General features: G+C 63.9%; 20 protein-coding genes. 14 read left to right on the forward strand and 6 right to left on the reverse strand.

What is annotated here, in order from left to right:
• Window positions 1–140 precede the first annotated feature (140 nt).
• Complete coding sequence (ypfJ, locus tag AC07UX_RS01585; protein ID WP_495190278.1) at window positions 141–1,019, forward strand: KPN_02809 family neutral zinc metallopeptidase; 879 nt, start codon at window positions 141–143, stop codon at window positions 1,017–1,019.
• 7 nt (window positions 1,020–1,026) lie between these two features.
• On the opposite strand, the gene AC07UX_RS01590 is transcribed toward ypfJ, so the two are convergent.
• Both AC07UX_RS01590 and AC07UX_RS01595 read right to left on the reverse strand, forming a co-directional pair.
• Complete coding sequence (locus AC07UX_RS01590) at window positions 1,027–1,356, reverse strand: hypothetical protein (protein ID WP_495190279.1); 330 nt, start codon at window positions 1,354–1,356, stop codon at window positions 1,027–1,029.
• A gap of 88 nt (window positions 1,357–1,444) precedes the next feature.
• Entirely contained in the window at window positions 1,445–1,684 is a 240-nt protein-coding gene (locus tag AC07UX_RS01595; RefSeq protein WP_495190280.1) for a hypothetical protein, read from the reverse strand.
• 50 nt (window positions 1,685–1,734) lie between these two features.
• Between AC07UX_RS01595 and AC07UX_RS01600 the strand changes: the two genes are divergently transcribed.
• From AC07UX_RS01600 to AC07UX_RS01635, 8 genes are all read left to right on the forward strand, one after another.
• Window positions 1,735–4,419: a bifunctional [glutamine synthetase] adenylyltransferase/[glutamine synthetase]-adenylyl-L-tyrosine phosphorylase gene (locus AC07UX_RS01600; protein ID WP_495190281.1), complete on the forward strand. Its 2,685-nt coding sequence runs from the start codon at window positions 1,735–1,737 to the stop codon at window positions 4,417–4,419.
• Window positions 4,420–4,421: 2 nt separating this feature from the next.
• A complete protein-coding gene (gene bcp, locus AC07UX_RS01605) occupies window positions 4,422–4,883 on the forward strand; it encodes a thioredoxin-dependent thiol peroxidase (RefSeq protein WP_495191750.1) in 462 nt (153 codons plus the stop codon).
• A complete protein-coding gene (locus tag AC07UX_RS01610) occupies window positions 4,880–5,689 on the forward strand; it encodes a ferritin-like domain-containing protein (RefSeq protein ID WP_495190282.1) in 810 nt (269 codons plus the stop codon). Before bcp ends, AC07UX_RS01610 begins: the two co-directional genes overlap by 4 nt.
• A 108-nt stretch (window positions 5,690–5,797) precedes the next feature.
• A complete protein-coding gene (locus AC07UX_RS01615) occupies window positions 5,798–6,523 on the forward strand; it encodes a M23 family metallopeptidase (protein WP_495190283.1) in 726 nt (241 codons plus the stop codon).
• 79 nt (window positions 6,524–6,602) lie between these two features.
• Entirely contained in the window at window positions 6,603–6,929 is a 327-nt protein-coding gene (gene erpA, locus AC07UX_RS01620; RefSeq protein WP_495190284.1) for an iron-sulfur cluster insertion protein ErpA, read from the forward strand.
• Between the two features lie 82 nt (window positions 6,930–7,011).
• On the forward strand, window positions 7,012–7,788 hold the full coding sequence (xth, locus tag AC07UX_RS01625; RefSeq protein ID WP_495190285.1) for an exodeoxyribonuclease III: 777 nt from the start codon (window positions 7,012–7,014) through the stop codon (window positions 7,786–7,788).
• Window positions 7,789–7,855: 67 nt separating this feature from the next.
• Complete coding sequence (locus AC07UX_RS01630; RefSeq protein ID WP_495190286.1) at window positions 7,856–8,377, forward strand: DUF2239 family protein; 522 nt, start codon at window positions 7,856–7,858, stop codon at window positions 8,375–8,377.
• Window positions 8,378–8,458: 81 nt separating this feature from the next.
• Window positions 8,459–8,872 (forward strand): cupin domain-containing protein, encoded by a 414-nt coding sequence (locus AC07UX_RS01635; protein WP_495190287.1) that lies wholly within the window; start codon window positions 8,459–8,461, stop codon window positions 8,870–8,872.
• A gap of 63 nt (window positions 8,873–8,935) precedes the next feature.
• On the opposite strand, the gene AC07UX_RS01640 is transcribed toward AC07UX_RS01635, so the two are convergent.
• Both AC07UX_RS01640 and AC07UX_RS01645 read right to left on the reverse strand, forming a co-directional pair.
• Window positions 8,936–9,904, reverse strand: coding sequence for a diacylglycerol/lipid kinase family protein (locus tag AC07UX_RS01640; RefSeq protein WP_495190288.1), 969 nt, complete (start codon window positions 9,902–9,904; stop codon window positions 8,936–8,938).
• A 10-nt stretch (window positions 9,905–9,914) separates the two neighbouring features.
• Window positions 9,915–10,409: a DUF2141 domain-containing protein gene (locus AC07UX_RS01645; protein WP_495190289.1), complete on the reverse strand. Its 495-nt coding sequence runs from the start codon at window positions 10,407–10,409 to the stop codon at window positions 9,915–9,917.
• 130 nt (window positions 10,410–10,539) lie between these two features.
• On the opposite strand from AC07UX_RS01645, the gene lptF reads away from it, so the two are divergent.
• Both lptF and lptG read left to right on the forward strand, forming a co-directional pair.
• Entirely contained in the window at window positions 10,540–11,751 is a 1,212-nt protein-coding gene (gene lptF / locus AC07UX_RS01650) for an LPS export ABC transporter permease LptF (protein ID WP_495190290.1), read from the forward strand.
• A gap of 3 nt (window positions 11,752–11,754) precedes the next feature.
• On the forward strand, window positions 11,755–12,855 hold the full coding sequence (gene lptG / locus AC07UX_RS01655; RefSeq protein WP_495190291.1) for an LPS export ABC transporter permease LptG: 1,101 nt from the start codon (window positions 11,755–11,757) through the stop codon (window positions 12,853–12,855).
• A 378-nt stretch (window positions 12,856–13,233) separates the two neighbouring features.
• Here lptG and AC07UX_RS01660 read toward each other — a convergent pair whose 3' ends face one another.
• Entirely contained in the window at window positions 13,234–14,301 is a 1,068-nt protein-coding gene (locus AC07UX_RS01660; RefSeq protein WP_495190292.1) for a fatty acid desaturase family protein, read from the reverse strand.
• A 150-nt stretch (window positions 14,302–14,451) separates the two neighbouring features.
• Here AC07UX_RS01660 and AC07UX_RS01665 point away from each other — a divergent pair, with 150 nt between their 5' ends.
• Entirely contained in the window at window positions 14,452–15,609 is a 1,158-nt protein-coding gene (locus AC07UX_RS01665) for an N-acetyltransferase (RefSeq protein ID WP_495190293.1), read from the forward strand.
• Between the two features lie 84 nt (window positions 15,610–15,693).
• The gene (locus AC07UX_RS01670) at window positions 15,694–15,876 is read left to right on the forward strand and encodes a CsbD family protein (RefSeq protein ID WP_495190294.1); all 183 of its coding nucleotides are present in this window, start codon (window positions 15,694–15,696) and stop codon (window positions 15,874–15,876) included.
• A gap of 176 nt (window positions 15,877–16,052) precedes the next feature.
• Here the strand turns inward: AC07UX_RS01670 and AC07UX_RS01675 are convergent, their stop codons facing one another.
• A complete protein-coding gene (locus tag AC07UX_RS01675) occupies window positions 16,053–17,423 on the reverse strand; it encodes an alanine/glycine:cation symporter family protein (RefSeq protein WP_495190295.1) in 1,371 nt (456 codons plus the stop codon).
• Window positions 17,424–17,524: 101 nt separating this feature from the next.
• Here AC07UX_RS01675 and glmM point away from each other — a divergent pair, with 101 nt between their 5' ends.
• On the forward strand, window positions 17,525–18,865 hold the full coding sequence (gene glmM / locus AC07UX_RS01680) for a phosphoglucosamine mutase (RefSeq protein ID WP_495190296.1): 1,341 nt from the start codon (window positions 17,525–17,527) through the stop codon (window positions 18,863–18,865).
• The last annotated feature ends 30 nt before the right edge of the window (window positions 18,866–18,895 follow it).

Genomic DNA, 18,895 nt, shown 5'->3' on the forward strand with positions numbered 1-18,895 from the left:
AGTGCAATATAGGCTTTGCCGGCCCACTTCCAACTTAATGTCTCGTAACAAATCATGCCTTTGCGCAACCTTCGCTTGCGCGGACGGTTCCCCGCCGGACATGAATCGGATAGGCCTGATCACAGGAAAGGGAGGGCGCGATGCGGCTCGACGACGAACAGGAAAGCAGCCATTATGAGGTGCAGGACGGGCGCGGTGGCGGCGGCTTTGGCGGCGGCGGACTGGGCGGAGGCCTGGGCATGTTGTTGCCGCTGGTCGGCAGCCGCTTCGGATGCGGCGGGATCGCGATAGTCCTGATCATCATGGTGGTGATGGGCGTCAATCCGCTGAGCCTGATCGGCGGCGGTGGCGGCGGGCAGCAGGTGCAGACGGAAAAGCCCGCCAGCGGCCAGTTGACCGACGTGCAGCGCGTTTCGCTCAAGGTGCTGGGATCGACCGAACGGCGCTGGACCGACATCTTCAAGGCGCAAGGACAGCAATATCCGCCGCCCACGCTGGTCTTCTACAGCCAGAATGGCCAGTCGGGTTGCGGCGCGGCGCAATCGGCGATGGGACCTTTTTATTGCCCGGCCGACCAGCGCATCTATCTGGACACCGATTTCTTCAACGAAATGGAGACGCGCTTCAACGCGCCTGGCGATTTCCCGATCGGCTATATCATCGCGCATGAGGTCGGCCATCATATCCAGACCGTCACGGGCCAGGCGGACAAGATCCGCAAGGCGCAGCAGCGCGCCGGCGAGGCGGAGGGCAATGCCCTACAGGTGAAGATGGAGTTGCAGGCGGATTGCTATGCCGGCGTCTGGGCGGCGCGCGACAGCAATTTGATGGAGCCGGGCGATCTGGAGGAAGGCATGCGCGCGGCCGAGGCGATCGGCGACGATACGTTGCAGCGGGAGGCGGGACGACGGCCCATGCCCGACAGCTTCACCCATGGGACCAGTGCGCAACGCATGCAGTGGCTGCGCAAAGGGCTGGACAGCGGCGACCCCGCACAGTGCGACACCGGCGCGGTTTAGGCCCTCATCATGGTTCGGCGTTGGGTGAGCCTGCGGGCGCGCCCAGCGGCGAAACGGGACCGGAAACCGGGGCCTCTGGCAGGCCGACGCCCGGTGCGAGCGCGGGTTGCCCTGCATCCGCCATGGGCTGACCGAATGAGGAGGGCGGTTCGACCGCGGCCGGCATGCCGGTCGGGACGGCGGGCGGGGCCACCGGCACCGGAACGGGCTGCGGCGGCGTTTCGGGCTGTGTGGCCGCGGGCGCTTGTTCCGCCGGCTTGGGGAGGAAACTCTGCGTCGCCATCACGATCAATGGAGCAGCCAGCAACGTGGCGAGGGCGAAATTGCGATACATCATGGGCGCATGCGACTTTTTTTGGCGAAAGATGAATTTTTCTACCCGGAATGGGTAAATAAAGCCCTGCCATGACCCGGCCAGCAGGCGGTCAGTGTCGGTCCAGCTTGGCCAGCAATGCCATCATATCGGATGGGGTCCCGTTGTCGCCGGGCACATAGGTGGCACGCAGCGCGTTGCCGATCCCCTCATAAGGCTTTGGCAAAGCTACAGTAACGACGCGGCCACCGCCGCCGTCGCGTCCTGTTGCCGATCGGCCGGGAGCTTTGCGGGGGAAATCCATATGGGGTGAACCAACATCTTGCTCAAAAGTTTCTGGCGTTCGTCGCACGGCCAAGCGATAGCGCCGCATAATAAGAGAGAACCGACAAGAGAGATGATGTGAGCGACTGGCTGGACACTGAAAAGCGGATCAGGGGCCATTCGCCCTTCCTGACGCGCGCGTTGGACCGGTATCCGACGGTGACGGCCCGGTTGGCCGCCGGCGATTTCGACGGTGCCTTCGTTGCCGCGCAGGCGATCGGCGATCCTGAAGATGGTGTCGCCAAATCGCTGCGGCGCCGGCGCGGGGCGATCGCACTGGCGGTGGCCGCGGCGGATCTGGCCGGTGCATGGGACATGGACCGCGTGACGCGCGCTTTGTCCGACTTTGCCGATCAGGCGCTGGAGGAAGCGCTCGCCGCGGCGATGCAGGAACGCTACCCTGATGCGGAGCATCGCGGCTTCGTCGTATTGGCGCTGGGCAAGCATGGCAGCCGCGAGCTGAACTATTCTTCGGATATCGACCCGATCCTGCTCTACGATCCCACCACCATGCCCCATGGCGAGCGGGAGGATGTGGCCGACGCCGCCGTGCGCATCGGCCGGCGGGTCAGCGAATTGCTCAGCGCCCGCGATGGCGACGGCTATGTCTTTCGCGTCGACCTGCGCCTGCGCCCGTCGCCCGAAGCGACGCCGATGGCGCTGCCGGTGGAGGCGGCGATCGGCTATTATGAATCGACCGCCCTGGGTTGGGAGCAGGCGGCGTTCATCCGCGCGCGCCCGGCGGCGGGCGACAAGGCATTGGGGGACTATTTCCTGCGCCAGATTCGCCCCTTCGTCTGGCGGCGCAGCCTGGATTTTGGGGCCATCGACGCGATCGTCGATATCAGCCGCCGCATCCGCGACCATTATGCGCAGGGGCAGGCGTTCGGACCGGGCTATGACCTCAAACGCGGGCGCGGCGGCATTCGCGAGGTCGAGTTTTTCGCGCAGGTGCATCAATTGATCCATGGCGGGCGCGACCCGTCGCTGCGGTCCGGCAACACGCGCGAGGCGCTGCGCGCTCTGGCCGCCGCCCAAGTGATCGAGGCTGACGTCGCGGCGCGTCTGGACGAAGCCTATATCCTGTTCCGCACCATCGAGCATCGCTTGCAGATGGTGGAGGATCGCCAGACCCACGAACTGCCCAAATCGCCCGATAGCCTGGACAATGTCGCGCGCCTGCATGGTTTGGCCGACGGCGGCGCGCTGTTCGACATGTTGCGGCCCCATGTCGAATGGGTCGGGCGCAATTATGACCGGCTCAGCCCGGAACAGCCGGGCGCTTCCCTCTCGCACGACGAGGATCGGCTGAAGGCGCAACTGGTCGAACTGGGCTTTGCCGATCCCGAAACGCCGCTCGCCCGTATCGCTCGCTGGCGCGGCGGCACCATCCGCGCGTTGCGCAGCGCGCCCTCGCGCGAGGCGCTGGAGGCGCTGCTGCCCGGCCTGATGCGCACGCTGGCCAGCGCGCCCGATCCGTCGCGCGCGCTCAACCGGCTGGACGACATGATCGGCCGGCTGCCGAGCGCCATCAACTTCTTCAAGCTGCTGGCCGCGCGCCCCGCCCTGGTCGAACTGCTGGCCGAGATATTGAGCCATGCCGCGACGCTGGCCGATGCGCTTGGCCGTCGGGCGGAATTGATCGACGGACTGATCGACGCTTCCGCCTTCGATCCCGCGCCCTCGGTCGAGATATTGGCGGCGCAATTGGGCCGGCTGGAACCGGGCGAGGATTATCAGACCCTGCTCGATCGGGTGCGCCAGCGTGTGGGCGATCGCCGCTTTGCGCTGGGCGCGCAGATCATCCGGGGCGGCGATCCACTGGAGGCCGGGCGGGGCTATGGCCGCGTCGCCGAAGCCGCGATCCAGGCGCTGGCCGCCGCCACCGTCGCCGAGTTCGAAAGCGCCCATGGCAAGGTGCCGGGCGGCGAATTGCTGATCCTGGCGCTGGGGCGCATGGGCGGCGGCGTGCTGACCCATGCGTCGGACCTCGATCTCGTCTATCTCTTCACCGGCGCCTTCTCGACCGAATCCGACGGCGCCAGGCCATTGGGCGCGACCCAATATTTCAACCGACTGGCGCAACGCATCACCAACGCCTTGTCCGTCCCCACCGCTTCCGGCCCGCTCTATGAAGTCGATACCCGGCTGCGCCCGTCCGGCGCGCAGGGCTTGCTCGCCGTCAGCCTGGACAGCTTCGCGCGTTATCAGCGGGAAGAGGCCTGGACCTGGGAACATCTGGCGCTCACCCGCGCGCGGCCGGTGTACGGTTCGCCACAGGCGCGCGCCGCGCTCGACGCGATATTGTCCGAAACGCTCCAGCGCCCCCGCGATTTCGACGATCTGGCGCGGCAGGCGGTCAAGATGCGCGGCGACATCGCGAAGCACAAGCCGCCGGTCGGCGATCTGGACGTGAAATTGGTGCCGGGTGGCCTCGTCGATCTGGAATTCCTGATCCACGTCAACCAGTTCCATTATCGCATCGCCTTCGACCCCGATCTGGGTAAGGCGCTGGCCGCATTGGTCGCGGCTGGCCATCTGCCCGCCGACCTGATCGCCGCGCATGACCTCATCACCCGCTATCTCGTCGTCTCCCGGCTGGTCTCGCCCAAATCGACCGAGCCGGCGGAGGCGAGCCGACCGCTGGTCGCGCGCGCATGCGGCGCGGAAGATTGGGACGGTTTGCTTGCCAGCTATGCCAGGGCGCGGATATGCGTGGGCGAAGCCTGGGCCGCGCTGGCCGCGCCCTATCAGGAGGAATGACCATGCTCGAACAGGGTGACGCGATCCCCGATGTGACGCTCAAGGATGCCGATGGCGTCGATTTCACGCTGCACGGCTATCAGGGCAAGCCGCTGGTCGTCTATTTCTATCCCAAGGCGGATACGCCCGGCTGCACCAACGAAGCCAAGGATTTTACTGCGCTGGCCGACGCATATGCCGCCGCCGGCGTACCGGTGATCGGCATTTCGAAGGACAAGCCGGCGAAGCTGAAGAAGTTTGCGGAAAAATATGGCCTGTCGGTCATCCTTGCCTCGGACGAGCCGGGGACGGTCTGCGAAGCCTTCGGCACATGGGTCGAAAAGTCGCTCTATGGCCGCAAATATATGGGGATCGAACGGGCGACCTTCCTGGTCGGCGCTGACGGCAAGATCCTGCGGGTCTGGCCCAAGGTGAAGGTGAAGGGCCATGCCGAAGATGTGCTGGGAGCCGTGACCGCGCTTTGAGCCTGCCACTGTCCGTGACGAGCGTGGGCGCGGCCTGCGCCCATGTGCTGCTGACGCCCGATCCGCAGGCCAAGCTGATGGCCGCGCGCGCGGTGGCGCGCGCCTGGCGGCTGGGCCGTCTGGCGCATCGTTTCGACGCGACCATCCCCGACCGGCCCGCGCGACCGGCGGCGCCGATCCTGCTGTCGCCAGCGCACATGCCCCGTCGGGGCAAGATCGGATCGGAACGGGCGCGCATCGCCATGCTCCATGCGCTGGCCCATATCGAATTCGTCGCGATCGACCTGGCGTTCGACCTGATCGGCCGTTTCGGCGACCAGTTTCCGCCCGACTTCACCAGCGAATGGATGAAGGTCGGCGCGGACGAGGCGATGCACTTCGCGCTGCTCGACCGGCGATTGCGGCAATTGGGCAGCCATTATGGCGCGCTGCCAGCCCATGACGGATTATGGCAGGCGGCGGAGGAGACGGCGGGCGATGTGCTGGCGCGGCTGGCCATCGTGCCCATGGTGCTGGAGGCCCGCGCACTCGACATCACGCCCGCCACGGTGGAGCGGTTCGAGGGGGCGGGGGACATGGCGTCGGGGCGGATGCTGCGACGCATCGTCGATGACGAAATTCGCCATGTCGCGGCGGGGACGAACTGGTTCGTCTGGGCGACGAAACGACTGGGCGTCGAATCCCCAAAACATTACCAAATGCTTGTGAAAAGGCATTTTCGCGGCAGCGTTAAACCACCGTTCAACGACTCAGCGCGTCGACAGGCCGGTTTGACGGAAGAATTCTACGCGGCGCTTGCAACATAAGCGGCAATTTGCAGTCTGCGTTCAGCGGGGGCGATCCAGGTCGCCAAAAAATTGAACACGGGAAGCGCCGAGGGGCATCAAGCCTCCGGTGACATAGTCGGGGTCTGCATGTCGGTTCTTCATTCGGTTAATGTTCGTCCGTCGCTTTGGTTCCAGGCGAAGAAGGTTAAGGCGGTCTTAGCGAGTATCGGGATTGTCGGCGCGCTGTGCGCGACCGCCCCGGCCCACGCCACCGAAACCGACGATCCCTATGGCGAAGCGTCTGAAATCAATACCAGCGCGCTTGGGCCGTCCGACGTCGGCTTCTCCAACCTCTTCTCCAGCCTTCAGCGGCTGGACGGCAACGCCAAGACCGCAGCCTATATCCCGTCGGGCCGCCCGGTCGAAAAGCTTTCGCTCACGTCCAACTTCGGCGTCCGTTCCGACCCGTTCAACCGCGCCGCCCGCATGCACAAGGGCATCGACATCCCCGGCCCCATTGGCACGCCCATCCACGCAACGGCCGACGGCATCATCAGCCGCGCCGGCTGGGCCAGCGGCTATGGCAATCTCGTCCAGATCTCGCACGGCAGCGGCATGGAAACGCGCTACGGCCATATGTCGAAGCTGCTGGTCGCCGAAAACAGCTATGTGAAGCGCGGCCAGGTGATCGGCCTGATGGGCTCGACCGGCCGTTCCACCGGCAGCCATCTCCATTATGAAGTGCGCGTCGATGGCGCCGCCATCAACCCGCTGCCCTTCGTCGCCGGCCCCGACTATCTGGTCGCGATGAACACCAAGCCGCCTCTCGCCATGGGCGGTCCGACCAAGGCGGAAGAAAAAGCCGCCGACTGATCGGCTTTACCACGATATTCGCAAAAGGCCCGGCGCCCGATGGGTTGCCGGGCCTTTTGCTTGATCCTATCTAGGCACCATGTCCGACATTGATCTCACCCCGTCCGCTGCTGCCCGCGTCGCCGCCATCGCCGCCAGGCAGGGCAAGCCCGCCATCCTCCGCCTGTCGGTGGAAGGGGGCGGCTGTTCGGGCTTCCAGTACCGGTTCGGCCTGGCCGAAGCGGTCGAGGCGGAAGATCTGACGGTGGAGCGCGACGGCGTGACGCTGGTGGTCGACGATGTCAGCATCGACCTGGTGCGCGGCTCCGCGGTCGATTTCGTATCGGATCTGGGCGGGCAGGCGTTCAAGGTGACGAACCCCAACGCCACGGCCGGCTGCGGCTGCGGTACCAGCTTCTCGGTCTGATCCTCTCCTTCCGTTGCGCCTGAGCTTGTCGAAGGCCATTCCTTTCTCCAAAGGAGGGCGGGAACGGAACAGAGGGTCATCCATGCGCATCGCCACCTTCAACATCAACGGCATCAAGGCGCGCCTGCCGCGCCTGCTGGAATGGCTGGACGAAACGCGGCCCGACATCGCCTGCCTTCAGGAAATCAAGACCAGCGACGAAACCTTTCCGGTCAAGGATATCGAAGCTGCCGGCTATGGCGTGATCTGGCACGGGCAGAAGGGTTTCAACGGCGTCGCCATCCTCGCGCGCGGCGAAACGCCTGTCGAGATACGCCGGGGCCTGGAAGGCGAGCCGGAGGACGAGCATAGCCGCTATCTGGAAGCGGATGTGAAGGGCGTGCGCGTCGCCAGCATCTACCTGCCCAACGGCAATCCGCAGCCCGGCCCGAAATTCGACTATAAACTGCGTTGGATGAAGCGGTTGCGGGCCCGCGCCGCGGAAATATGGGCGGAGGAAGTGCCCGCCATCCTGGCCGGCGACTATAATGTCATCCCGCGCGACATCGACACATTCTCGGTCAAGGCGATGCAGGAAGACGCGCTGATGCAGCCGGAAAGCCGGGAAGCCTATCGTTGCTTGTTGAACGACGGCTGGACCGACGCGATCCTCAGCCGCCATCCCCATGGCGGTGTGTGGACCTTCTGGGATTATCAAGCGAACAGCTGGCCGCGCGACGCGGGGTTCCGCATCGACCATCTGCTGCTCAGCCCCGCCGCCGCCGATCGCCTGATCGACGCGCAGGTCGACAAGGCATTTCGCGGCCGGGAAAAGGCCAGCGACCATGCCCCCACCTGGGTGGAACTGCGCGACATTTAATTATACCCGGATCATATTGACTCAATAATGCCCGGATAATATTATCCGTGTCGAAGGGAGATTCGGCATGGACCGGACATTGACGGCCTTTGCGGGCGAGCTGTGGATCGCGACCGGCGACGAAGGCGAAGTGCGCGCGGCGTTGCGCGCCATGGGCGACGAGGCCCAGAATATTTTGCTGTTCGACGATGCGACCGGGCGGCAGGTCGATATCGACCTGCGCGGTCCTGCGGTTGAGGAAGCGCGGGGCAGGGGGCGCCCGAAGCTGGGCGTCCAGCCGCGCGAAGTGACGTTGTTGCCGCGTCATTGGGAATGGCTGGCCACCCAACCGGGCGGCGCATCGGCGACCATCCGCCGTCTGGTCGAAGACGCCCGCAAGGCCAGCGCGACAACACCCGACCCGCGCGCCGCGATGGACGCGGCCTATCATTTCATGACGGCCATGGCCGGAGATCGCCCCGGCTACGAAGCTGCGATCCGCGCGCTCTTCGCAAAGGATGGCGCGCAGTTCATGGCGCTGTCGCAGGACTGGCCCTCGGGAATCCGCGACCACGCACGGGCCCTGGCGGCGCCGGCGTTTCCAGGGTGACGGCTAACGACCAGTAGCGTCATTGACTAAAACTATTTAGAGTAGCGCCGCGTGCTGAAAGCCGCGTAGATAGGAGCCGCCGTGCCACGCATTCTCTCTTTGGCAATGTTGATCGCTACGGCCACTGCGGTCAGCGCATCTGCTAAGGATTTCGATGCCGTTGCTGTTGCGCCGGGCAGTCACCATGTTCTCATGGAAGATGACAAAATTCGTGTTCTGCGGGTCGAGGTAGCCCCTGGCGCGACTGAACCCGTCCACGAACACCTCTGGCCGAGCTTGATGTATTTCGAGCAGCCCCAGCCCATCAGCTATATTGAATATAAGTTGATTGATGGCCGTCCGGTAGAGACCCGGCGTTTCGACGCACCCGCACTCAAGCCCACTCAGACCGTGAAAGGGGAACCGGAGGGCCTGCATGCCGTGATGAACCGGGGAACGGCACCATTTCTGGCGGTGAGGATCGAGTTCAAGGACGGTAATCCGTCCAACAAGTGATAAGGCGTGTTCAGCCTGCTGATCAACGACCGCAAACCAACCAACCCAACGGCGACCCCGGCCCTAAGCCGCCAGTCGCAAGAACGGCACCGGCTGGGTTGATCGCAACACGATCGGCTTGCCTTCCGACGCTTCGAACAATTCGCCGTCTAGGATCACGCTGCTGCGGTCGCCCTCGATCCGGATGACGTCGCCTTGTTCAAGATGGATGCCCTGCATCTGCCGTTTGCCCACGCGCCGGAACAGGCTGGCCCACACCAGTCGCAACAGCGCCGGGAGATTCTGGTCGACCGCCATCAGCTTCATATTGCCGCGCCGGCTATCGCCAGGATCCACGCCCAGCAGCAATCGCTCCAATGTCGTCACGATCAGCACGGCAAAGCGCCCGACCAGTTGCCCGTCGCGGATCAGCGATATCCGCACGGGATTGCCCGAAGGCGGCAGGAATTTGGCACGGATACCGAACAGCAGCGAAAAGACAACGGCGATCGCGGTGATCACATGGCTAAGGCCGTTGGACAGGCCCAGCGGATAAATCTGGTTGCGGCAATAGAGCATGTAGTCGGCCAGGCCCGCGCCGCCCAGGAACATGCCCAGCACCGGCCGGCTGCCGACCGCGCCGTCGGACAGCGCGATCAGTTCGCGCGCGACGACATGGTCGTCCACGCCCGCCTTGGCGATCTGCACGATCCGCTCCAGCGCCTTGATCGGATCGCCATGGATGCCCAGGTCCAGCGCGATCAGGTTCGTCTTGCCATTGGGCAGCACCGCGATCGGCGGCACCCGGCCCTTGAAATGCTCACCCTGATAGAGTTCGGTCAGCGAAGCCTGCACCGTGCCGTCGCCGCCATTGATGACGATGACGACCGGATCGACGCGGGCGATCGTCTGGAACGCCCGGCCTATCTGGTCGACCTGCTCCACCTCATAATGGAAGATATCCGGGTTGCTGGCGCAGTAACTGCGCACGCGCGGAAGCGTCTGCCGGTTGCCCGTGGATTTTGGATTGGACAAGAGGGCGACGCTTACCATGGCTTTTCGATCACATATATTTGAGGTTGATCGTGATTTTCGTCACGCCCGGCCCAACATGAAAGGCCGCCTTCTCCACGCCGGGCTTGCCCAGATTGAAGATGCTGATCGCCGGATTGTTGGAAAATCCGCCGCCGTCCCGCGAAATGTCGGTCTTGCCATTGCCGTCGCGGTCGTGCCGCACGGCGATGCCATATTCCCCCGACCTGGGCACCGGCACGCAAAAGCGCATCGCGCCATTGGCCGGCTTCACCGCCGTATCGATTCGATTGAGCCATTCGCCCTTCGCCAGCCAGGCCGCCTTCGTGGCGGGATAGGACTGGACGCGGACCTTGCCGGTAGCAGCCGTGAAACCACGCACATCGACCAGCACCGCCGGCCCGCGCGCATCCGCGCCGCAGCGTTCCAGATCGTTCGGAATTTCCTGGCCATGGGCCATGACCGGGCTTGCAGCGACCATCGCTGTTCCGACCATCAGACCCATTGCAACTTTTATCATGACCATCAGACTCCTGGAAGCTATAGCCGCCGATATGGACCGGACGGCGAGCCCCTGTTCGCCCCGCTTTTCTACCTGACCCGCATATGGGATGGGTTTGCGGCCAAAACATGGTGATGGGACGACGACTTAGAGAATGCTGACCGCCACCGACCGATATCTCGCCCGCCTGATCGCCGTGCCCATGCTGGGCACGCTGGTGATCGCCGCGATGCTGCTTGTGCTCGACAAGATGCTCAGCCTGTTCGATTTCGTCGCGGCGGAAGGGGGGCCGGTTAGCGTCGTGTGGCGCATGCTCGCCAATATGCTGCCCGAATATCTCTCGCTCGGCATCCCGATCGGCCTGATGCTTGGCATCCTGCTCGCCTTCCGCAAGCTGGCCCTGTCGTCGGAGCTGGACGTGATGCGCGCGGTGGGCCTGTCCTACGGCCGGCTGCTGCGCGTGCCCTATATGTACGCGATCGCGCTGGCCCTGCTCAATTTCGGCATCGTCGGCTTCGTCCAGCCCCTCTCGCGCCACGCCTATGAAGCGCTGCGGTTCGAGCTGCGCTCCGGTGCGCTCGGCGCCTCGATCAAGGTCGGCGAGTTCACCAACCTGGGCAAGCGCATGACGATGCGCATCGAACGCAGCAAGGATGAAGGCCGCAACCTGCAAGGCATCTTCGTCCGCGCGGTCGGCAAGGATGGCCAGTCGGTCGCAGTGACGGCGGCGCAGGGCACCTTCCTGGCCACCGACGATCCCGACGTCATCATCTTCCGCCTGCGCAATGGCGTGCTGGTCAATGACGGGCCGAAGTACAAGACGCCGCGCATCCTGTCCTTCTCGAGCCATGACCTGCCGATCGACCTGCCGCAGATAGAGAATTTCCGTGGCCGCGACGTCGATCGGGAAAAGACCATTCCCGAATTGATGGTGATCGGCCGCAGCCCGGCCACGCCCGACAAGCTGAAGGCCGAAGTGCGCGCCAATTTCCATTTCCGCATGGTCGAAGTGGTGTTCATGTTCCTGCTGCCGCTGGCCGCACTGGCCTTTGCGATCCCGCCCAAGCGATCGACCTCGGCGCTCGGCGTCTTCCTCTCGATCGTCTTCATCGTGACCTATCACAAGATCAATCAATATGGCGAAGGCATCGGCGCGCTGGGGAAGGTCGATCCGATCATCGCCCTGTGGGGACCGTTCCTGCTCGCGTCGGGCCTGGTGCTGTGGATGTATCATGTGATCGCCAACCGCCCCGGCGGCCAGCCGATCGGCGCGCTGGAAGTCGCCTTCTCCAAATTGGGCAAGCAGATCGTGCGTCTGCTGCGCTTTGGCCGCCGCCGTGCGCCCGCCGCGGAAGGAGCGGCCTGACCCATGCAGTTCAACTTCTTCCCCTCGCGCCAGATCAGCCTCTATATGGCGCGCCTGTTCCTGACCCGGACCTTTGCCGTGCTGGCATTGCTGGTGGTCGTGCTCCAGACGCTCGACCTGCTCGGCAATTCGGGCGACGTGCTGGCCTATCCGGGCAATGGCGACGCGCAATTATGGCATTATGTCGGCCTGCGCGCGCCGCAGATCATTGCCCGGTTCCTGCCGTTTTCCGTGCTGCTGGGCACGCTGGTCATGCTGGCGACGCTCAACCAGAATAGCGAAATCATATCGATGAAGGCGGCGGGCCTGTCCGCGCATCAGATTTTGGCGCCGCTGGTGGTGGCGGCGCTGGGCGTGTCGGTCATCAGCTTCGTGTTCAACGAACGGATCGTCGTCCGATCGACGGCGGCGTTGAGCGCGTGGGCCGCGGTGGATTATGGCCCGACCCCGCCGGACAGCGGCGTAAAGAGCAATCCCTGGGTGCGCGACGGCAATAATCTGGTCAACGCGGCGATCGTCGCCGGGCGCGGTACGCAGGTGCAGCTGCGCAAGGTGCAGATCTACAACCGCATCAACAACAGCCTGACCACCATCGTTCAGGCGCCCAAGGGCCATTATGACGCCGCGAGCAAGAGCTGGCTGCTGGAAGGTGCGCGGCAGTTCGATGTGGCGCGCGGCACCGTGACCAATGTCGGCACCGTCCGTTTCGGCCACGACATCCGCCCCGACCAGTTCACGCTGGCAAGGGTCGATCCCGACGCGCTGACGTTCAGTGAGCTGGAGGCGGCGATTTCCGACCTGCATGACGCCGGTCGGCCTACCGCCGAACTGGAAGGCAGCCTGTGGCACAAGCTGTCCGGCCCGCTTTCCGCCCTGCTGATGCCGATCCTGGGGTCGGTCGCGGCCTTTGGTTTGGCGCGTTCGGGCCAACTGTTCATGCGTGCGGTATTGGGCATGGCGCTGGGCTTTGCCTATTTCGTTGCCGACAATTTCTCGCTCGCGATGGGAAGTCTCGGCGCTTACCCGCCGGTGCTGGCCGCCTGGGCGCCCTTCTTCCTGTTCCTGCTGGTGGGCGAAACGGTCCTGTTCCGCACGGAAGAATGACGTCGCGTGCAATGGAATAGTGCACGGCTCGGACATCACGGAAAATAACGACCCGGTTCATGGCCGGCCTGCGATTGTCGCGCCCCGAATAAAAAGGCCCCGGCGACCAAGGGACGTCGCGCGGGGCCTTCCAGAGGGGGCGTTCCGATCCTCTTTAGGGGGAGGGGAAAGACCGGAACAACCCCGATATAATTGCGTGAAATCAGGTTTCAACCCGCAACTGGAAGTTATTTTTCCCCGCGCGGAGCCCTATACCAAGGCGTTCCCCGGGGAAGGCCGGGGTCCAGTCCCACGCTATGAACCGGACCCCGGCCTCGCCGGGGCACATTCATATCAATTACGCAACTTCCGTTCGTCTTCGCGTGAATCGGATCCGGCTCAGCGCGCCGCCATGGTGCTCCGGGCGATCTTGCCGACCAGCGGCAGCATCCCCTTGTAATTGCCCCGATGATAGGGCGAATCCGTGCCCAGCGTCGCGATCAGTTGGGCATGGGCCTTGCCCAGCGCATGATAGGGTACGCTCGGCAGCAGGTGGTGGAGCGCATGATAGCGCAGGCCCACCGGCGCCCACAAAGCGGGCAGGGTGCCGGGCGGCGGCACATTGACCGAGTCCAGATATTGGGCCGTCACCGTCATCGGCTCGCCCTCATTCTCCCACAGATGCGCGACCAGGGTGCGCAACTGATTGATGACCGTCATGGCCGAATGGATCGCCATATAGACCAGCAAAGGCTTCCAGCCGAAGGCGAAGACGCTCGCCACCAGCGCCAGCGCGAACAGGCTCGCGCCCGCTTCTTGGGCTGCCCATTGGCGGGCAAACGCGCCTTCGGGCGCGCGGCGGCGATAGGCGGGGTTGATCGACAGGGCGGAAAATTCCGCCACCACCTTGGCGCGCAATGGCGGGATCAGCAGCGACAGCGGCGTCAGCACGCCAAAGCGCAGGATGAGACCGATCGGCGCCAGCGACGCGACGAGAATGAACAAGGGCAGCGACCAGGGCTTCATCAGCGCCAGCGGCAGATATTCGGGATCGTCCGCCGTGCCATAGCGGGTGCGCTGGTGATGCTGGGTATGCACGCCTTCATACATGAAGGACGGGATCATCAGCGGGACGCCGACGATCAGATTCCATGCGAAGCGGAAGCCGGGCAGGGCGCCCTTGCGAATATGGGTCAGTTCATGGATGAAGCTGGCCGCACGATAGAGCGCCAGCATCGCCACGATGCCGCAGGCAACCGCGATTGCCACATTGTCGACCAGAATAGCGCCGGCCATCGCGCCCCAGCCGACCAGCGCGGATGCCAGCAGGTCGGGCCAGTAGATGCGCGGATTGGCGGTCGAATGGGCGCGCGTCAAATCGGCCGCAGCGCGCAGCATGGCGCTATCGTCGGGAATGGCCGCCCGCGCCCGCTGCGCGGCGGCAAGAATGGGATCATGCACTGTCATGCGGGCGGTCCTAGCCTCCAAATGCGCTGAGATCATGGCAGCACCATGACATATTCACCCTGTTACCTGCCTGAACGCGGCGCGTGATTGACATTCCGCAAACAAGCGCCGAACTGCACCGCACTTCATTTTTCTTTCGAGGCGGCACCCGTGGCGCATAACGAACTGGTCATCACCCCCGTTTCCGGCAAGGCCGATTTCAAGGCCTTTATCGACCTGCCCTGGCGGCTTTATGCGAACGATCCCAACTGGGTGCCGCCGTTGAAGGCGGAGGTGAAGGAATTGCTCACGCCCGGGAAGAACCCCTTTTTCGGCCATGCCGAGGCGCAATATTTCCTTGCCCGTCGCAATGGCCAGGTGGTCGGCCGCATTTCGGCCCATATCGACCATCTCGCGCTGCAACAGCCGGTCGAACAGGGCATGGGACAGGGCACCGGCAATTTCGGCCTGTTCGAGGCGGAGGATGACGCGACGGGCAAGGCGCTGATCGCCACGGCCGAAAATTGGCTGCGCACCAAGGGCATGACCCGCGTGCTGGGTCCGATTTCTCTGTCCATCTGGGAAGAGCCGGGCCTGCTGATCGCCGGCCATGACCATCCGCCAACGGTGATGATGGGACATAACAGCCCCGCCTATCAGGCGATGATCGAAGGCGCGGGCTACACGCCGGCCAAGCAGCTCAAAACCTATGAACTGGACATCACGCAAAGCTTTCCGCCGCTGATCCAGCGCATCGTCCAGTCGGGCCACAAGAACCCGCGCATCACCATCCGCAAGGTCGACAAGTCGAAATTCGACAAGGAAGCCGCCATCATCCTGTCGATCCTCAATGACGCCTGGGGCAATAATTGGGGCTTCGTGCCGATCACGGATGAGGAAGTCGCCCACACCGGCAAGAAATTGAAGCCGATCGTGTTCGAGGATCTGATCATGATCGCCGAACTGGATGGTGAACCGGTCGCCTTCATGATGACGCTGCCGGACCTCAATGAAGCGACCAAGTCCCTGAACGGCTCGCTCTTCCCCTTCGGCTTCATCAAGCTGCTGAAATGGCTGCGCAAGCCCAAGGCGCGCACGATGCGCGTGCCGTTGATGGGCGTGGTCCAGCGGCTGCAAAGCTCCCGCATGGCCAGCCAGCTCGCCTTCATGATGATCGAGACGATCCGCGTGGAAGCGGTCGCCCATTATGGTTCCACCCGTGGCGAGATCGGCTGGGTGCTGGACGACAATCAGGGCATGAACGCCATCGCCGACGCCATCAACAGCACCGTGAACAAAGTTTATCAGATTTACGAGAAGCCGCTCTGATATTTCGTTTCGCCTTCGTACCGGCGGCAACCCTTCGTACTGCCTGTCGTTGATACTCCAACACCCTAACCAAGGAGTATCGACATGGGCGAGACAACCGACAAGCTGAAGGCCGCAGGTAACAAGGCCGCTGGTTCCATCAAGGAAGGCATCGGCAAGGCGACGGACAACGACCGTCTGGAAGCCGAAGGGAAGGCGCAAAAGGCCAAGGGTACGGCGCAGGACGTCGCCGGATCGGTCAAGGGCGCGCTCGGCGACAAGATCTGACGATCTAACCGTCTGCACGACGAACAGGCCTCGCTCCGAAAGGTGCGGGGCCTTTTCGTTTCTGTCCTACATGACCGAAATCCGCTACCTCATCCGTTGGAGACAGGCATGGGAGACTTTCCGATAGGATCATCCCCGCGCAACGAAATGTCGCATTTGGCGGGAAATATGCGAAGTTAAGCTTCGGCCTTCGAAAGATAGTCGCGCACATCGCGCCGCAATTCACCGGCGCACAGGTACAGCGCGATGACGTTGGGGATGGCCATCAGGAAGAAGCTGCTGTCGACGATCCCGACCACCCGGCCCAGGTCGATCGCCGCCGCCGGGGGCAGCGCGACGACATACAGGATCTTGTAGGTCCACTGCGCTTTCGGGCCATTGCCGAACAGATAGCCCCAGGCCTGCAACCCATAAAAGCCCCAGGCCACCAGCGTCGAATAGGCGAAGAGGAACACTACCACCGCCAATAGCCAGGGGAACCAGGGCGACACCTGCGCAAAGGCGGCGGAGGTGATCGCAATCCCCTCCAGCCCACCATTCCATGTGCCCGCCACGACCAGCGCCAGCCCGCCAAGCGCACAAACGATCATCGTGCCGAGCAGGGGTTCCAGCAGCGCGACCAGCCCTTCGGACACCGGATGCTTGGCGCGGGCCAGGCTATGCGCCATCACCGCAGACCCGACGCCCGCCTCGCTGGCGAACACCGCGCGCCGCATCCCTGCTACGAAAGCGCCCACCGCGCCTCCGGTCGCCGCATCACCCGACCATGCCCCATTCCAGATCAGCGCCAGCGCGCCCGGAATTTCGCCGATATGCAGGATCAGGATCGCCGCGACCCCGCCCAGATAGACCGCAACCTTGATCGGCGTCAGCCGCTTCGACACCTCGCCCAGCCAGGCCGCGCCGCCCAGCGTCACCAAAGCCACCGCGCCCGCCAGAAACACGCCATAGGCCCAGCCATTGGTGAGGCCAGTGACGACCTTGACCTGCGCAAAGCTCTGGTTGACCTGCACCATCGGGATCGCGCCGAACAGGGCGAAAAAGGCGTAGCTGCCACCCAGCGCCAAACCCAATTTCGGCCAGCCCCGCGCCGCGCCCACGGCCTTGAGCACATACATCGGCCCGCCATGCACATGGCCGCGACTGTCGAAGACCCGATATTTCAGGCCCAGCGTCACCTCCGCCATCTTCACCGTCATCGCGAACCAGCCGATGATGAACATCCACAATATCGCACCGGGGCCACCCATGGTCAGCGCCACCGCGACACCCGCGATATTGCCGAGGCCGATCGTGCCCGACAGCGCGGTGGAGAGCGCCGCCCACTGGCTGACATCGCCCTTCGCCTCGCCTGCATGGGGTTGGCTGCGCAGGATGCGGATCGCGCGCCCGACCTGGGTTATATTGGGAAAGCCCAGCCAAAGGGTGAAGAACAGCATCGGCAGCGCCAGGTACAGCACGATCAGTTCGATCTGCGCGCCAAAAAGCGGCACCTTGAAAAAGACGGCGGCGGACAGGCCGTCGACAAAGCCATTGAAATTTTCCATCCCTTGCCGATGCCGCCATCGTCGGGGAATGTCGATTAAAGATTGCTCATGTGGCGGCTGCGGGTTGATCGCCTGACCCTGATCGGTGCATGGAAGGTGGCATGAGCAGGCAATATTTCGGCACCGACGGCATTCGCGGCCGCACCAACCAATGGCCCATGACCGCTGAGCTGGCGATGAAGGTCGGCATGGCGGCGGGTACGCATTTTCTGCGCGGCAGCCACCGTCATCGCGTCGTCATCGGCAAGGATACGCGGCTTTCGGGCTATATGGTCGAAAATGCGCTGGTCGCCGGCTTCACCGCCGTGGGCATGGACGTGGTGCAGTTCGGTCCGATCCCGACGCCCGCCGTGGCGCTGCTCGCCCATTCGATGCGCGCGGACCTTGGCGTCATGATCTCCGCCAGCCACAATCCCTATTTCGACAATGGCATCAAGCTGTTCGGCCCCGACGGCTACAAGCTGTCGGACGAGGATGAGCTGAAGATCGAAGCGTTGATCGGCCAGGATATTCCTCTCGCCGCGTCCAAGGATATCGGTCGTGCCCGCCGGGTCGAGGACGCACGCGGCCGCTATATCCATGCGGTCAAGTCCAGCTTCCCCGCCGACCTGCGACTTGATGGCCTCAAGATCGTGGTCGATTGCGCCAATGGCGCCGCCTATCAGGTCGCGCCGTCCGCGCTGTGGGAACTGGGCGCCACCGTCGTCGCGGTCGGCGTCACCCCCAACGGCATCAACATCAACGACGGTTGCGGCTCCACCGCGCCGCTGCTGTTGCAGGAAACCGTGGTGTCGTCTGGCGCGGACATCGGCATCGCGCTGGATGGCGACGCCGATAGGCTGATCGTCGTCGATGAAAAGGGCAGACTTGTCGATGGCGATCAGATCATGGCGCTGATCGCCGCCAATTTTGCGCGTGAAGGGACGCTGCGCGGCGGCGGGCTGGTCGCGACGATCATGTCGAACCTCGGTCTAGAACGCTTCCTGTCGGACAAGGGCATCAATCTGGAACGCACCAAGGTCGGCGATCGCTATGTGCTGGAACGGATGCGGGAGGGCGGCTTCAATGTCGGCGGCGAACAGTCCGGTCACATGATCCTGTCCGACTATGCCACCACCGGCGACGGCACGGTCGCGGCGTTGCAGGTGCTGGCCGCGCTGGTCCGCTCCGGCAAGCCGGCCAGCGACGTGCTGCACCAGTTCGATCCGGTGCCGCAATTGCTGAAGAATGTCCGCTTTTCCGGCGGCAAGCCGCTGGAGCATGAGGATGTGAAGCGCATCATTGCGCAGGCGGAAACGGAACTGAGCGGCACCGGCCGGCTTGTCATCCGTCCTTCCGGCACCGAACCTGTGATCCGCGTCATGGCCGAGGGCGACCGCGAGGATCAGGTGAAGGATGTGGTGGACCGCATCTGCGCCGCGGTCGAGAAGGCGGCGGCGTAACATTTGTCTTTCTCGGTTCGGTTCGAACAA

The organism is Sphingobium sp. GW821-FHT02B05 (genome assembly GCF_059421905.1).